The following is a 15,559-nucleotide window of genomic DNA, read 5'->3' on the forward strand; positions in this document are numbered from 1 at the left end:
CGTTAATTGAACAGAGCCTTAAGGTTCTTTTTAGTAATTTTACTTTTCATTTAAAGGCGTTGACGTTATGATTGCTCAAACTATTTTTCTTGGTATGCTAGGCCCTTGGCAAATTGTACTTATCGTACTAGTTGTTCTTTTACTCTTTGGAGGTAAAAAAATTCCAGAACTTATGCGAGGACTGGGCAGTGGTATAAAAGAATTTAAAGATGCTTCAAAAGAAGACGAAAAACTAGAGGGCGGTAAAGAATCGGACTCTTAATTCTATTGTATTATACAGGTTTTTCCTACTCACAAAAACCCCGCATCCAAAGGGTTTGTCGATGAAGAACCACATTTTTGCTGCATACACGTTACAAATTCTCTCTTTCACAACAAAAAGTTATAAACGCTACAACCATATTCTATTTTAGCGTTTGAAACTGGTGTTATGCTTTTTGGTATAATACCCAATCAATCACCTGACGATAATTTATTCAGACGGAGTGATTATGAAAAGACTGATTTTAATTTTATTTCTCATTCTTGCACCTGGACTTAAATCCCAGGAGGTTTCCCTATTGCAGTTTCAGGATGAAGAATTGTCTTTAACCCCCCCTAGCGAACAACCGATTGAATATTCCCGACCAGTTTTTATAAAACAACTTGAAAATCTAGACCGTAGAGAGTTAACCAAGTTTGTTCGCGAAAAAGGCACAACTGCCAAGCTCATTAAACAAGCAGATTCTTATTTTGATAAAATGTGGTATGCCGAGGCGGCCCGTGTATATGATGTGGTCCTAGAAAAAAGTGATGCTAAGCATACTTTCAAACTTCTTTCCAATGCGGGCGACTCACATTATTATACCGGTAATCTAGAAAAGTCCTATAAGTGGTACCATGAGCTTTATGAAACGTTCAGAGAAAGAATCACCGAGGAAAAGTTCTTTAAATATGCCCATAGCCTAAAAGGAACTGGACGGTATCGAAGAGCTGCTAAGCTTACTAAGCTGTTCAGGCAGAAAAGAGATGAGCCGCTTAACGAATTGGATAAGGATAACATTGCGTCTAACGCTCCTGCTTTGGTAGAGATTAAGAATATGGCGATAAATTCAAAATATTCGGATTTTTCCCCAATGTTCCATAATGAGTCAGAAGTTGTTTTTGCATCAGCACATGATTCTTCCTTCCTTACTACGAGAAGATACAAGTGGAACAACCAGCCTTTCCTAGATTTATATGTGGCAAAGGCAGATGACGAGGGTGAGGATCTAACAAGTCCGAAAAAATTCTCTAAACAAATCAACACAAAATACCATGAAGCTTCTGTCGCGTTCTCGCCAGATCAAAAAACCATTTATTTTACAAGAAATAATTATGGTAAAAAGCTTAAGCGTGGTAAAAACGGAATAAATCATCTAAAAATTTATCAGTCTAAGTTTGTAGATGATGAATGGACCAAGGCAGTAGAAGTTTCATTTAACAGTGAAAACTTCTCTACTGGTCATCCTTCAGTAAGTCCAGATGGCAAAAAACTATATTTTGTATCAGATAGACCAGGCGGCTTTGGACTAACTGATGTTTATAAGGTGGATATTCTAGAAAATGGTGCTTTCTCTGAACCAGAAAATCTAGGTAGGACTGTCAACACCAGCAAAAAGGAGATGTTCCCTTATATAACAGAAAATGCCCTTTATTTTTCATCTGACAGGAATATGGGAATGGGTGGTTTAGACATTTATAGAGCAGATTATGCAGATGGCTTTTTTGGCGTGGGCATTAATTTGGGAGAGCCCATCAATAGCAATAGAGATGATTTTTCATATATAATAGATCAAAACAACGAAAAAGGATATTTTGCCTCAAACCGAAAAGGAGGAAAAGGAGACGATGATATATATTCTTTTAAGCACATCTTAAACCTTAATGCCATTTCAGGCTCCATACAGGACCTTATTAGTGAAGATCCTATTGCGGATGCCATGGTTAGTCTATTTGACAAGGACAATCTTAAGATTGATTCCGTGCTAACTGAAAAGGACGGTAGTTTTATCTTTAAAAACCTTGCGCCTTCAAACAAGTATACTGTAAGGACAGTTAAAAAAGGTTATTTTGAAGATAGCCTATCAACAAACACCAAAAACAATGAGAGGATTACGGTGACTCAGTCCTTAAAACAATTGAAGGAAATCATTGAAGAAGAAAAAGGTGTCCTAAAACTGGAAACAGAAACTATTTATTTTGACTTTGACCGATTTAATATTAAACAACAGGCTTCACAAGAGCTGGATAAGTTGGCAGAGGTAATGAGGGAATATCCAGAGATGGTCATAAAAATAGAATCCCATACGGATGCCATCGGTAAGAAAGCCTACAACAAATACTTATCGGACAAACGCGCAAAAGCCACAAGGGATTATATTATTTCGCAGGGCATTGATTCTTCAAGAGTACAAAGCGCCATAGGTTATGGCGAGGAACAGCTATTAAATGATTGTGCTGATGGAACTAGATGTTCTAGAGCTAAGCACCAACAGAATAGGCGTTCAGAGTTTATAATAGTAGAAATGTAGCTGCTATATACCTTATAATTTAAAAGCCCCTTCCTATCGGTTGGGGCTTTTTTAATGCTTTTTTATACTTCGGACTGTATTACATCGATGTTCCTCTCGTTATCCTGTTATTCTTCACTTGTATTTTGCCGATGAATATTTGTGCTTCATAGGGTTTTAAAAAAAAGCAGGCTGTTTGTCACTCTTTTTTGGGTTTTCATCCTGTTGTTTTTCGAGCTGCTTGCCAAAGCATAATCTTTGTCCTGTCTTTAAATCTTAAAAAGCTGACTTATGAAGAAATTAATACTCGTAAAAGAAATTTATCTAGAAGGATTTAGAAACCTTGGTAGTATTTTATTAGAAAAATACTTTAAAGTATTTGCCTGGTTTAGTTTTGTAATGTTCTTTATAGTGCTATACGCATTTGTATATAGAATTGCTACGGGTTTTGCTTTTGACTAAGTAAATCCATGGTATTTAAAGAACAAAAAAGCCCAGCTAGCTGGGGAGCACTGGGCTTTTCTGTTTTACAATTAACTTGTCTAATTTTCAGGAACCGTTGTTAAACTTAACGGTTCTTAGAATCGCTTCCAATTCAAACATATAGTCTCGTTTTTCTGCAGAAGGTGCAAAAGTAAACCCTTCCAGAACGAGTTTCCTATTATTCTCTTTGTCATTGATAATATAGGTTAAGAAAGGGCCTGCCATTGGGTATCCGCTAATTTCCCATATTCCTCTAGCTTCTGCAGCTTTCTTTCCTCCTATTTGAGCAGGGAAAATATAAGGTGAAAAAGCTTTTTCAGTAATCATAAAAGTATTCTCATAAGGTCCGGGCACATACTTCTTCCCTATAGAGTCCCTCATCTTTACAATATCGTTTACAAAAGTGGAATCATTAGAAAAACTATCCCACGGCATGCTGTATGCAACAATATTCATAGTTCCTTTAGGAATTTGAATATCCATCCAAACAAAATTCTTTTCACGTTTTCCAACCTTATATAATGATGGAACTTTTAAGCTTATTCCCAACTCTTCTTCAAATGCTTTTTCTTTATTCAAAGAGCGTGTAAACCGTTTTTGAGCCTCAGCAATTTCTACCTTTTTATATGATGCAATGGCCATTCCAGCTAAGGAATCAATGTTTCCTGCCAAATCATTATAGGTTTCTCCTTTTATTACAGCCACTTTTTGAGGTTTGGCGTATACATCCGTTTTTATATGGGCAAGCGATAATGTATCCTGCTGCACAAAAAGAACAGACCTTGAGTATGTAATAGCTCCTTTAAATACTTGTGGCGGAATTTGAGTTATACTGAACTTAGGTTCTCCTTGAGGCAGACCCAATACAGGAGCTGCAAACTGTTCCCTAATTTTATCGCCTACACCACCTTGCCAAAGCTCAGTGTCCATGACAACCATAAGAGAGTTAATGCCGCCTGTTGAAGGGGGCAGAAATCGCGGTTTTGGTCCAGAATCTTTACATGATAACATCACCATGGATATCATGGCGATGGATAATACTGATAATTTTTTCATCTCGAGTTAAATTTACGAAGAACAATCGCACAATTTTAGTTTTGTGCCCGGTTTTAAGTTGTTACCACTAAGACCGTTCCATTTTCGTAAATTTTCTATAGAAACTCCAGGATATTTTCTCGATATGGTCCAAAGGGAGTCTCCCTCCTTAACCGTATGCACTTTGGAGCCATTGCTTGCCAATGTGGCTGTGGATGATTTTGATGTGCTTGTTTTAGCCACTGCTTGTTTGGAAATATATGGTTTTCTCGGAAAAATAGTAAGTCGCTGTCCTACTCTTAAGTTGTTGCTTCGCAATCCATTCCATCTTTTTATTTGACTAACCCCAACACCATATCTTTCTGCTATTCTCCCCAAATAATCCCCGCTTCTAACTTTATACCTAACCTGATTTTTTGCCTGTGTTAGTTGCGGTAAAGGTTTTTCCAAAGAATCCAATTCTTTTTTAGCATATGCATAAATGGCCTCTTCATTGCTTACAAACTTTCCAATTTTAGTTACTGGTAAGCGAAGTGCGTAAGTTTTGCCCTTTATCTTAGGTATAATGTTTAGTTTGTATGCAGGGTTTAACATTTCCAGTTCTTCCTTACTTATATCTACCAACTTAGATATTTGGTCAAACGTAATTAGGTTTTTTACGTGAACTGTATCCGTTTCAAAATAAGGTCTATCAGCTTTTTTATATTGAAGCCCATGTTCCTCAGCATATTCAAAAATATACATGGTCGCTAGAAAAGCAGGTAGGTAACCAGCTGTTTCACGTGGAAGGTTTCTTCTAATGTTCCAATAATTCTTGTAGCCGCCAGATCGTCTTATTGCTTTGTTTACGTTCCCAGGGCCTGAGTTATATGCCGCCAATGCCAAATCCCAATCGTTAAAAATACCATGGAGTTTTGATAAATACTTTGCCGCCGCTTTGGTTGCAAAAATAGGGTCGTTACGTTCATCCACATAACTACTAACTTCCAAACCATACATTTTTCCAGTGCCATACATAAACTGCCATAGTCCTTTAGCGCCAACTCTTGATCTTGCTCTAGGGTTTAATGCAGATTCTATAATGGCCAAGTATTTTATCTCTAACGGAACGTCCTGGTTATCCAGTTCTTGCTCAAATAATGGGAAATAAAACTGGCTGGCAGTAATCATCCTTTGCATTAAATCTTTCTTTCTTACCAAAAAAGACTTTATCACACTCTCCAAAGAAGAGTTGTACGAAATATTGAAAGGTGTTTTTTCATCTAACAATGCCAATCTTGCCTTAAGCGTGTCCGTTGGTAAATCAACCATTGTAATTTCTTCTTCGGACGGATTTTGTACCTCAAGCAACAGTTCACTAAAGAGCTGCGCACTATCATGCAGTTCTTTAAGCCAAAGACTATCATATCTTCTTGCCTCCTCCAGGTCCATCAACTTGGTTTTGCTGTCATCCCCAACAGATATTGCAATGGTGTTGCCGTCTATTTTGTCTTCAGCAATTTTTAGGTTCAATGGCTTGATTGGTTGTACGGAAACAGAGTCTTCTTCTGAAGATTCCAATAAAACTTCCTTAGAATTAGTTTGTTTTGTGCCTGTGGAATCCATCTCTTGTGCAAAGAGCGAAGAAGCTGAAAAAAGAAGCGCTGTGGATACAGCTATTTTAAATATTTGGTTCATTTTGGACAAGGTTTGATTTTGGGGCAAACGAAAATGGTGTTTTTTTCTGAAATATTAAAGTTTTCAGTCCAAAACATAGCATTGCATAGGATTTCTCCTATTAATTCATAACGTGCATATTAGCCCAATATTGCAGCGATTCCAGGTAGTGTTCTTCCTTCTAAACTTTCCAACATTGCACCTCCACCAGTAGAGACATAACTCACCTTGTCTTCAAATCCAAATTGTTTTACCGCAGCTACAGAATCTCCTCCTCCAACAAGTGAAAAGGCTCCGTTTTGTGTTGATTCGTCAATGGCATTACCCACGGCAATAGTTCCCTTGGCAAAACTCTCCATTTCAAAAACACCAACGGGTCCGTTCCAAAGTATAGTTTTGGAATCCAAAATCACTTGTTTAAAGATTTCCAAAGTTTGTGGTCCTGCATCAAGACCTTGCCACCCATCTGGAATCTCGTTAACATCCATAAACTGGGTGTTTGCATTATTATCAAAAGCATCCGCAGCCAAAACATCAACAGGTAAATGGATTTTCACCCCTTTTTCAGAAGCTTGCTTTAAAATAGTAAGAGCCAATTCCATTTTATCATCTTCACATATGGAATCTCCAACTTTCCCCCCTTGAGCTTTTACAAAAGTGTAGGTCATTCCACCTCCAATAATCAAGTTGTCCACTTTGTCCAAGATATTTTCAATAATTGTAATCTTAGAAGAAACTTTTGCGCCCCCTAAAATAGCAGTTATTGGTTTTTCTCCTGTTTGCATTACCTTTTCTATGGCCTTAATCTCCTTTGCCAACAAATACCCAAAGCACTTGCTTTCGTTGAAATATTTTGCAACAATAGTTGTAGAAGCATGTGCTCTATGCGCTGTTCCAAATGCATCATTCACATAAATATCACCATGCTTGGAAAGTGCTTCTGCAAAAGCTTCATCCCCACTTTCTTCCTCATTGTAAAAGCGAAGGTTTTCCAATAACAATACTTCACCACTTTGTAATTCTGAAACTGCCGCATCGGCAATGTCTCCCACACAATCCTCTGCAAATTTTACCTGTACTCCAATAATTTCTGAAACTTTTTCACAAATATGGGCTAGTGACATATCTGGATTTACTTTTCCTTTGGGCCTGCCCAGGTGGCTCATTAAGACAGCACTTCCACCGTCTTCCAAAACTTTTAGGATACTGGGTTTTGCAGCTTCAATTCTGCTGGTATCGGTAACGTTGAAATCTGCATTCAGTGGCACATTAAAATCAACACGAATCAATGCTTTTTTATCTTCAAAATTGTAATCCTCTATGGTCTTCATTAGTATTTGTTTATGGCAAGCTCAAATGTAAAGATTTCCTGCTTTCCAGTTTGGTCATAATCATCATATTTTTAGAGTTGCAACAAAAAATCATCTAAAACATATGGAACCTAAAAAATGTATCTTTGGAGCATGCTGTTTAAAGACGTTTTAGGCCTTGAGCATATTAAAAAACATTTGGTGACCACTGCTAACTCTAGCAGGGTGGCGCACGCACAATTATTTATTGGCCCAGAGGGTTCCGGAACCCTTCCTATGGCATTGGCATACGCTCAATATTTACTTTGTGGCAATCTTGGAGGTGAAAACGATGGGGAAAATATGGCTTGTAATGCTAAGTGTAATTCTCTTACTCATCCAGATTTACATTTTGTGTTTCCAGTGTCCAATTCCGATAAGGTAAAATCCCATGCTGTAAGTGATCATTACATTCAAGATTGGCGACAATTTGTAGACGAACAGCCCTATGGCAATCTGTTTGATTGGTACAGGCTTATAGGAATAGAGAAAAAGCAAGGCCAGATAGGGGTTGATGAGGCACAGGATGTGGTTAAAAAACTTTCACTCAAATCTTATGAGGGAGGCTATAAAATAGTGGTGATTTGGATGGCAGAAAAAATGAATATTTCTGCTGCCAACAAGCTCTTAAAACTTATTGAAGAGCCACCAGAAAAAACGGTTCTACTTTTAATTGCTGAAGAGGAGGAAAAAATTATCAATACTATTCTTTCGCGTTGCCAAATTCTACATTTTCCCCCTCTTGCACAAAGTGACATCTCTACTGAATTGATAAAGCGAGGTTCAAATGAACCTGAGGCAATTTCCATTGCGCATGAAGCACATGGCAATTTTAATAAGGCTTTGGATCTGTTAAACAACGATTCTGAAGATTTAGTTTTTGAGCGCTGGTTTGTACAATGGGTCCGAAGTGCCTTTAAGGCAAAGGGAAACAAGGCCGCTATACAAGAATTGATTCTTTGGAGTGATGAGGTCGCCAAAACAGGAAGAGAGGTTCAAAAACAATTCTTACATTATTGCCTAACCATGATGCGCCAGGCACTTTTGCTAAATTATAAAGCAGATAGCTTGGTTTATGCAAAAATGCATTTAGAAGGGTTTAATTTGAAAAAGTTTGCGCCCTTTGTCCATGAAAACAACATTTTGGATATTGTGGAAGAGTTGGAAAAGGCAATTTTTCACGTGGAACGCAATGGAAATTCTAAAATTATCTTCACAGATCTCTCTATAAAACTCACCAGGTTGCTTCATACCAAAGCGGCTTAAAAACCAATACGATATGGAAAATTTTACTTCACATGCAACACAGATTTTGTTGCTTGCCTTCTTAGCGATCACATTCTTACAAAGTGGTATTGACAAAATTATGGACTGGAAAGGAAACTTGTCCTGGTTAACCGGCCATTTTTCCAAAACCTTTTTCAAAGGCATGGTGCCCGTGCTTCTTGGGATCATTTTACTTGCTGAAATGATTTCAGGTATTCTATCTACTGTTGGCGCTTTTCAATTTATAGCTGCAGGTGAGAGCAATATGGCCTTGTGCGCGGCAATTCTTTCTGCAGTTACTTTATTACTGCTCTTATTTGGGCAAAGGGTTGCCAAGGACTATGAGGGGGCAAAAACGATAGTTATTTATTTGATTCCAACCATCCTCTTACTGTACTTGCTTCAATCTTAATTTTATTGGCAATATTCTTCAGTCAGTGTTTTTAAAAATGCCTTAACCATGGGCAGAATAAATCCCTTAAGTTGAATATCATGAAAACAAATGAGGAAATTCAGATTTTAAGACTCGGTGATAGCGATTTGGAATTATTCATAAAGCTCGTGGAGTTGTTTAATGAGGTTTTTGATGAATACCATACAATAGCTTCTAAAAACCACCTAGTACGCCTGCTTCAAAAATCTGAATTTTATGGTGTTGTCGCCATCAAAAATGATATCGTTATTGGAGGGTTGACCGCTTATGAGTTTCAAAAATATTATACAGATAAAAGTGAGTTGTATATCTATGACATCGCTGTAAAGGCTGCCTTTCATAACCAAGGTGTAGGAAAGAGGTTAATCAACTATTTAAAGAATAGCCATATTGGTGTTGAAACCATTTTTGTAGATGCTCATTCTGAAGATGTTCAAGCTGTAAAATTTTATGAATCTACTTTTGGACCTGGTGAAAAGGTACATCATTTTACTTTTGACACCATCAGTCCAAAAAACAGCTAAAAAGGTGGATTTTCCTTACCATAAAAACTATTCATTATCTGGTATCTTTGGAGTTATGTTAGATTATCATTTGGTTAAAAGCCAAACTAGTACGCTTAAAACAAAATCAACAATCTCCTAAAATAAATAACATGAAACATGCACTTTCTATTTTCCTAATTATTCTGCTGGTCTCCTGTAGTTCTTCTGACAAAAAAGAGGCATATGCCTCCAAAGACTATAATGTCTATATGAGAGGAAATCTTGCCGGAAAACACTCTAGCACCATGGACGCTGAAGGAAACTATGTCTTCTCTTTTGAATATAACGATAGGGGAAGAGGTCCTGAAATTGAAGAAAAAATTAAGCTAAATGACAAAGGTTCCATTACCTCCCTTAAAATATCTGGGGTTAATTATCTAAAGGATACCATCTCTGAAGTTTTTGACTATAGTGCGGAAAAGGCCAGTTGGAAAAGCACCTCAGAGCAAGGGAGTGCCGTGTCTGATGGAAATCCATTTTATGCTAGTGTAAATAGTACTTTGGGAGATACAGAGTTATTGATTAGAAAGTTGTTGGCCTCACCCAACCATTCTGTGGAACTGTTGCCAAGCGGAACTGTAAATATTGCAACTATTGAGGACGTTGAAGTTGAAAACAAGGCCTTAAGAATCTTGGAAATTACAGGTTTTGGACTGGTGCCATCCTATATCTGGTTAGATGCAGATGACAGGGTTTTTGCTTCAGTATCATCATGGCTAACCATAATTGAATCCGAAAATAATGAACTTATGGGGCCCTTGTTAGAAATACAGACTGAAAAGGAAAATGCCTTCTTTAGGTCTCTAGCTCAAGAATTAACAGAGACTCCAAGTGGAGCTGTTGCCATAAAAAATGTAAATCTGTTTGATTCCAATACCGGGGAAACTTTGCCTAATCGTACAGTTGTAATTAGAGGAAATACAATCGAAGCCATCTTCCCAGATGATGCTTCATTACCTGATGATGCAACCATAATAGACGGAGCAAACAAAACCTTACTCCCAGGGTTATTTGATAATCATTGTCATGTGCAAAAAGAAGATGGTCTATTGCATCTGGCGGCAGGAGTAACTTCCATAAGGGATATGGCCAATTCCATGGAACTTATTGAAATCAAAAAAGAATTTGATAGCTACACCAGTATTGGCCCCCGCATAGTAACCATGTCCGGGTTTATAGATCAAAAAGGCCCTTTTGCAGGTCCGGGGCTCACTATTACAAATGTTGATGAAGGGTTAAAAGCTATTCAAGATTTTAAGGATAATGGCTACCAACAGATTAAATTATACAGTTCAATAGACCCTTCTTGGGTAAAGCCACTTGCGCAAAAAGCACATGATTTAGATTTGAAACTAAGTGGGCATATTCCCGCCCATATGTTGGCAGAAGATGCAATAAAAGATGGGTTTGATGAAATACAGCATGTAAATATGTTAGTGCTTAATTTCTTGTCAGATACTATTGATACAAGAACACCTCTGCGATTTTCAGCCGTTGCCGAACATGCCCATGCCTTAGATTTGAAAGGTGAAGAATTTAAATCATTTGTCAACCTTCTAAAAGACAAAGGCATTGAGATTGACCCAACAGTTTCCTTTTTTGAGGGCATGTTTACTTCAAAAGCAGATGAGCCCGACCCTCAATTTGAAGCTATTCTGGACAGACTGCCCATTCAGCTCCAGCGTGATTTTTATTCTGTAGGGTTGCCCATTCCGAAGGGGAGGGAACAACAGTTCAAGGACTCTTTCCAAAAATTATTGGATATCATTTATGAACTGCACATAAACGGGGTCACCATACTTCCGGGCACGGATGCCATGCCAGGGTTTGCGTTACATAAAGAATTGGAAAACTACGTGCGTGCTGGAATTCCGGCTAATGAAGTATTGCAATTGGCCACAATAACATCTGCCAAAAACACATCTATGGACGATAAATTAGGTTCCATCGAAAAAGGAAAGCTTGCTGATCTTATTTTGGTGGATGGTAATCCGTCCGAGAATATCAGTGATATTAGGCGGGTTGTCTTGACCATAAAAGACGGTAAAATCTTTAACCCAAAAAGTCTTTATGAGTCTTTGGGCATTAAGCATTTTGAATAACCTTTTCCATATCCAACTTGCTTTTGTACAGCATAAAAAAAGCCCATCTAGAAACGATGGGCTTTTATAACTCGGATAATCGAATGTTATTTTTTATACTTGTCGTTCAATATTTTTAGAACGGCTTCAGTAAGGTTTTGTGCATCTTCGCCATAAAGTACAGCTCCACCATCTCCACCTCCAAGAATATAGGTATAGCCATTTGCCTTACCATATCCTTTAATCTCTTCTTTAACTTTGCTTACCAAAGAATCCATTTCTATTTGGCTTCCTTGTTGCAACAGTTGTTCTTCTTGCTGAAGTTGTTGCCCTACAAATTGTCCTCTTTGCTGTAACAGGCTGTATTCTTCTTGAGCATTTTTTTGCGACATTTTCTGTGCTTTTGCTTGAAAAGCTTGAAGTTCTATCTGAAATGCCTGTGAAATACTATCTCTTTTTTTGGTCAATGCATCGGCCTTAACCTTAAATCTGGCTTCAACATCTACCTTTTCTTGATAGCCATCCATTAGTTTCACATTGTCCACATATCCAATCTTGTTTTGCTGACAAGCAACAGCGGTCAAAGCGATTGCAAATACTATAAGTTTTTTCATGTTTCTCTTTTAATGATGCGCAAAAATAGAAAAGCTTTTTGAATGACTACCAATATCTTTTATGAATCCAAAAAAAGCTTTTACCACCGCTATAAGCAATGTTTATTGAAGAATTGGATATAAATCGATTTTATTTATTGAGCGGGCTTTCAGAAATAGCCTCCTTGCGCATTTCTTTTTTTGAAAGGACAATTACACATTGTGAAGGAAGAAGTGATCAGAAATAGCCTAAAATGGCTTAATTTTTCTTTTTTATTACATAAATCAATGACGAATATTCTTTTGAAAAATTCGCTTTGATATTAGACCATAGTCCAACAAAAAAAGCACTGAACAAATACAATTTGTTCCCTTTGTATTTTTCAGATAAGAGCGAAACATAAAACGAATCAAAAAGCATAGGTCTAATTGAAACTACCTCCATCGCATGTCTTTCAAAAATTCTACTGATTGATGTTTGGGAGAAATGCCAAAGGTGTCTTGGAACATCATAAGCGGCCCAATGCGTGCCATAATATTTAGCATCGTAAGATTTGTAATTTGGAACAGCGACCACTACGGTTCCATTTTCCTTCAACAAATTTTTTATTTGTTTCACTTGCGTATCCAAATTTGGCAAGTGTTCCAAAACGTGCCATAAGGTAATTACATCATAAGTGTTTCCTTTTATCGCCGCAGCATCCGCATATAATTGGATTCCCTTCCTTTCTGCATTTGTCCTGGCTTTTTCATTTGGCTCTATCCCTTCGCCTTCAAACCCGTTTTCAATGGCTTTTGCTAAAAAATCGCCGGTTCCAGCGCCATAATCAAGCAGTTTTTTTGAGTTATATATTTGATTATCAATAAGTTGAATCTTTTTTTTAAGACTATATTGCTTTATCTTCTGATATAATTTGTCAACAAAAGAAGCTTTAGCATCTGTATGGGAAATGTATACCTCGCTATCATAATACGGACTTAAGTCTTTTGGTTGTGGATGCGTTACCAGCATTTCCAACTCTGAATAATAATGCAATTCAAAGGACTCTTGAGAGACTGAAAAATCTTTAGTTTTTAAAAACGACTTCATTGTAATTATGGGTGGAAAGGTATTCCTGTTTAAGATTTCGAAGATACGGTAAAACCACATTCCTTGAAATTGAATCTTCTCGCAAGCAGTCCTTTTCTGCATTACTAAAAACTTCAATCGCTATATACCAATTTCCTGATCTTAAAATCGGTTCTGCATCTTCAGAAAGGATAGGCTCAATTTCATCATTGCCAAGTGCGGCACTAAAAGCAACATCAAAAACAATAGGAAAAAGGTTGATAACCTTATCATTGATTTCTACTTCATAAAAAGAAAAGTAGAACTGCTCATTATTTAATGTAAATGGAACTTGGGTGTCAACGTAATAATCCTGAAGTTGAAACTTAGTGTTTACGTAATTATAAAATTCATCCGCGTCTTTGGAATCTTCGAAAACGAAAACTGTTTTCTTTGGCAGTCCGCGTTTAAATCTTTTGCCTTTGACAACTTTATAATCTTTGATGCTTGGTGCAATTCTGATTGGGATGCATGAATTTAAAACAATCCCAATAGCTGCTAGGAGTAGAATTTTCTTCATTGGTGTTTAGTTTGATCCATAAAATGAATCAATAATTAGGCCAAGAAAGAAGTATTTAAGTTTTGTTCCACGTGGAACAAAACTAGCCTTATCTCCCTAGAAAAACCAATAAAACACTTACGTCTGAAGGAGAAACACCACTAATTCTAGAAGCTTGGGAAATCGTAACCGGGCGTATGGCTTCAAGTTTTTCTCTAGCCTCATAAGACAAGGATTTTAATTTAGAATAATCAAATCCATCTGGAATCTTTACGTTTTCCAAACGGTGCAATTTATCCGCATTATTCTTTTCCTTTTCTATATAACCTGAATACTTTACTTGGATTTCAGCTTGCTCCAAAACTTCGGAGTTTAATTTGTTTTGTTCAACAAAACTAGAAACAGAGTCTAGTTGAAGCATGTGGTCCATGGTAACTTTTGGCCTAGAAAACACTTTGAAAAGCTTGTCAGATTGATGTACCGTTGCTGAAGAAACCGATTCCAAAATGGGATTTATCTCGTTGGTAGTAAAGCTGGTTTTCCTAAAAAAATCCACAAAGGCATCAGCCTCTTTTTCCTTTTTCTCCATCCGTTCTATCCGTTCTTTTGTGGCCAAGCCAATATCAAAGCCTTTAGGTGTCAAGCGTAAATCCGCATTATCTTGACGTAACAAGGTTCTATATTCTGCTCTTGAGGTGAACATACGATATGGTTCTTCTGTTCCTTTCGTAATTAAATCATCAACCAAAACGCCTATATAGGCTTCGTCCCTTTTTAAAATAAAAGAGTCCTTTTCATTGATTTTTAAATGTGCATTTATTCCTGCCATCAATCCTTGGGAGGCAGCTTCTTCGTACCCTGTTGTTCCATTTATTTGACCAGCAAAATACAAGTTGTTTATAAGCTTTGTTTCCAGGGTGTGCTTTAACTGCGTAGGTGGAAAATAATCATATTCAATAGCATAACCAGGTCTAAAGAATTTTACCTTCTCAAATCCTTTAACAGATTTTAGCGCGGTATATTGAACATCTTCCGGCAAGGAAGTAGAGAAACCATTTACATAGACTTCAACGGTATGCCACCCTTCAGGTTCCACAAAAATCTGATGTGAATCTTTCTCAGCAAAGCGGTTAATTTTATCCTCGATTGATGGGCAATATCTAGGTCCAATACTCTTAATTCTTCCATTGAACATAGGAGACCTATCGAACCCCTCGCGCAATAAATCATGAACCAAAGCACTCGTATGAGTCATGTGACAATCACGTTGTTCTGTTAGAACTGGAGTCTCTAAGTAAGAGAATTTTTCGGGGTTGATATCTCCTGGCTGAAGAATCATTTTTGAATAATCCAAAGAACGACCATCCACCCTCGGAGGTGTACCTGTCTTCATCCTACCGCTTTCAAAACCAAAATCAACAAGCTGTTCAGTAATTCCAGTAGCTGCTTTTTCTCCAGCTCTTCCTCCTCCAAATTGTTTTTCTCCAATATGGATAAGGCCATTTAAAAAAGTTCCATTAGTCAATACAACCGCTTTGGACTTAATATCAATTCCCAAAGATGTTCTTACGCCAACTACTTTATCTCCCTCAACCAACAAACCAGAAACCATCTCTTGATAAAAGTCTGCATTCGGAGTGTTCTCTAAAGCCAATCTCCATTCCTCAGCAAAACGCATTCTATCATTCTGCGCTCTTGGACTCCACATAGCAGGCCCTTTGGATTTGTTAAGCATCTTAAACTGAATCGCAGACTTGTCCGTAATTATACCACTATAACCACCCAATGCATCTATCTCACGAACAATTTGTCCCTTGGCAATTCCGCCCATAGCGGGATTACAGGACATCTGTCCAATGGTCTGAAGGTTCATGGTAACCAGCAAAGTTTTAGAACCCATATTGGCAGCAGCAGCCGTAGCTTCAGCTCCCGCATGTCCACCACCAACAACTATAACATCATATTCTTTCTCAAACATAT

14 protein-coding genes are annotated in these 15,559 nt (G+C 37.5%); 7 read left to right on the forward strand and 7 right to left on the reverse strand.

All coding sequences use genetic code 11. The features are described from left to right. Positions 1 to 67: 67 nt before the first annotated feature. The 3 genes from tatA to SJY44_RS02850 all read left to right on the forward strand — a co-directional run bounded on the left by tatA (position 68) and on the right by SJY44_RS02850 (position 2,993). Entirely contained in the window at positions 68 to 262 is a 195-nt protein-coding gene (gene tatA, locus SJY44_RS02840; protein ID WP_298923431.1) for a twin-arginine translocase TatA/TatE family subunit, read from the forward strand. A gap of 229 nt (positions 263 to 491) precedes the next feature. Further along, positions 492 to 2,552, forward strand: coding sequence for an OmpA family protein (locus tag SJY44_RS02845; protein WP_396591197.1), 2,061 nt, complete (start codon positions 492 to 494; stop codon positions 2,550 to 2,552). Positions 2,553 to 2,822: 270 nt separating this feature from the next. Continuing rightward, positions 2,823 to 2,993, forward strand: a complete 171-nt coding sequence (locus tag SJY44_RS02850) for a DUF6747 family protein (protein WP_163420760.1) — start codon at positions 2,823 to 2,825, stop codon at positions 2,991 to 2,993. Positions 2,994 to 3,080: 87 nt separating this feature from the next. Here SJY44_RS02850 and SJY44_RS02855 read toward each other — a convergent pair whose 3' ends face one another. From SJY44_RS02855 to SJY44_RS02865, 3 genes are all read right to left on the reverse strand, one after another. Beyond that, a complete protein-coding gene (locus SJY44_RS02855) occupies positions 3,081 to 4,070 on the reverse strand; it encodes a DUF4837 family protein (RefSeq protein WP_396591198.1) in 990 nt (329 codons plus the stop codon). A gap of 12 nt (positions 4,071 to 4,082) precedes the next feature. Further along, on the reverse strand, positions 4,083 to 5,726 hold the full coding sequence (locus SJY44_RS02860; RefSeq protein ID WP_396591199.1) for a LysM peptidoglycan-binding domain-containing protein: 1,644 nt from the start codon (positions 5,724 to 5,726) through the stop codon (positions 4,083 to 4,085). A gap of 119 nt (positions 5,727 to 5,845) precedes the next feature. Continuing rightward, complete coding sequence (locus SJY44_RS02865) at positions 5,846 to 7,036, reverse strand: phosphoglycerate kinase (protein ID WP_396591200.1); 1,191 nt, start codon at positions 7,034 to 7,036, stop codon at positions 5,846 to 5,848. Positions 7,037 to 7,168: 132 nt separating this feature from the next. On the opposite strand from SJY44_RS02865, the gene SJY44_RS02870 reads away from it, so the two are divergent. From SJY44_RS02870 to SJY44_RS02885, 4 genes are all read left to right on the forward strand, one after another. After that, positions 7,169 to 8,320, forward strand: a complete 1,152-nt coding sequence (locus SJY44_RS02870; protein WP_396591201.1) for an ATP-binding protein — start codon at positions 7,169 to 7,171, stop codon at positions 8,318 to 8,320. 13 nt (positions 8,321 to 8,333) lie between these two features. Further along, entirely contained in the window at positions 8,334 to 8,732 is a 399-nt protein-coding gene (locus tag SJY44_RS02875; RefSeq protein WP_396591202.1) for a DoxX family protein, read from the forward strand. An 80-nt stretch (positions 8,733 to 8,812) separates the two neighbouring features. Continuing rightward, positions 8,813 to 9,277, forward strand: a complete 465-nt coding sequence (locus tag SJY44_RS02880; protein WP_396591203.1) for a GNAT family N-acetyltransferase — start codon at positions 8,813 to 8,815, stop codon at positions 9,275 to 9,277. Between the two features lie 131 nt (positions 9,278 to 9,408). Then, positions 9,409 to 11,400: an amidohydrolase family protein gene (locus SJY44_RS02885; protein ID WP_396591204.1), complete on the forward strand. Its 1,992-nt coding sequence runs from the start codon at positions 9,409 to 9,411 to the stop codon at positions 11,398 to 11,400. A gap of 86 nt (positions 11,401 to 11,486) precedes the next feature. Here SJY44_RS02885 and SJY44_RS02890 read toward each other — a convergent pair whose 3' ends face one another. From SJY44_RS02890 to mnmG, 4 genes are all read right to left on the reverse strand, one after another. After that, complete coding sequence (locus tag SJY44_RS02890; RefSeq protein ID WP_298923450.1) at positions 11,487 to 11,993, reverse strand: OmpH family outer membrane protein; 507 nt, start codon at positions 11,991 to 11,993, stop codon at positions 11,487 to 11,489. Positions 11,994 to 12,231: 238 nt separating this feature from the next. Beyond that, positions 12,232 to 13,062 (reverse strand): class I SAM-dependent methyltransferase, encoded by an 831-nt coding sequence (locus tag SJY44_RS02895; RefSeq protein WP_396591205.1) that lies wholly within the window; start codon positions 13,060 to 13,062, stop codon positions 12,232 to 12,234. Further along, entirely contained in the window at positions 13,040 to 13,600 is a 561-nt protein-coding gene (locus SJY44_RS02900; protein WP_396591206.1) for a hypothetical protein, read from the reverse strand. The genes SJY44_RS02895 and SJY44_RS02900 overlap by 23 nt, the downstream gene beginning before the upstream one ends. 88 nt (positions 13,601 to 13,688) lie before the next feature. Next, positions 13,689 to 15,557, reverse strand: coding sequence for a tRNA uridine-5-carboxymethylaminomethyl(34) synthesis enzyme MnmG (gene mnmG, locus SJY44_RS02905; protein WP_396591207.1), 1,869 nt, complete (start codon positions 15,555 to 15,557; stop codon positions 13,689 to 13,691). Between the last annotated feature and the right edge of the window lie 2 nt (positions 15,558 to 15,559).

Origin of the sequence: Allomuricauda sp. R78024 (assembly GCF_044596045.1) — a bacterium.
Classification (GTDB): domain Bacteria; phylum Bacteroidota; class Bacteroidia; order Flavobacteriales; family Flavobacteriaceae; genus Flagellimonas.

Coding starts and splice junctions, on each gene's coding strand:
- tatA (WP_298923431.1), top strand. CDS start 68: ATGATTGCTCAAACTATTTTTCTTGGTATGCTAGGCCCTTGGCAAATT.
- SJY44_RS02845 (WP_396591197.1), top strand. CDS start 492: ATGAAAAGACTGATTTTAATTTTATTTCTCATTCTTGCACCTGGACTT.
- SJY44_RS02850 (WP_163420760.1), top strand. CDS start 2,823: ATGAAGAAATTAATACTCGTAAAAGAAATTTATCTAGAAGGATTTAGA.
- SJY44_RS02855 (WP_396591198.1), bottom strand. CDS start 4,070: ATGAAAAAATTATCAGTATTATCCATCGCCATGATATCCATGGTGATG.
- SJY44_RS02860 (WP_396591199.1), bottom strand. CDS start 5,726: ATGAACCAAATATTTAAAATAGCTGTATCCACAGCGCTTCTTTTTTCA.
- SJY44_RS02865 (WP_396591200.1), bottom strand. CDS start 7,036: ATGAAGACCATAGAGGATTACAATTTTGAAGATAAAAAAGCATTGATT.
- SJY44_RS02870 (WP_396591201.1), top strand. CDS start 7,169: ATGCTGTTTAAAGACGTTTTAGGCCTTGAGCATATTAAAAAACATTTG.
- SJY44_RS02875 (WP_396591202.1), top strand. CDS start 8,334: ATGGAAAATTTTACTTCACATGCAACACAGATTTTGTTGCTTGCCTTC.
- SJY44_RS02880 (WP_396591203.1), top strand. CDS start 8,813: ATGAAAACAAATGAGGAAATTCAGATTTTAAGACTCGGTGATAGCGAT.
- SJY44_RS02885 (WP_396591204.1), top strand. CDS start 9,409: ATGAAACATGCACTTTCTATTTTCCTAATTATTCTGCTGGTCTCCTGT.
- SJY44_RS02890 (WP_298923450.1), bottom strand. CDS start 11,993: ATGAAAAAACTTATAGTATTTGCAATCGCTTTGACCGCTGTTGCTTGT.
- SJY44_RS02895 (WP_396591205.1), bottom strand. CDS start 13,062: ATGAAGTCGTTTTTAAAAACTAAAGATTTTTCAGTCTCTCAAGAGTCC.
- SJY44_RS02900 (WP_396591206.1), bottom strand. CDS start 13,600: ATGAAGAAAATTCTACTCCTAGCAGCTATTGGGATTGTTTTAAATTCA.
- mnmG (WP_396591207.1), bottom strand. CDS start 15,557: ATGTTTGAGAAAGAATATGATGTTATAGTTGTTGGTGGTGGACATGCG.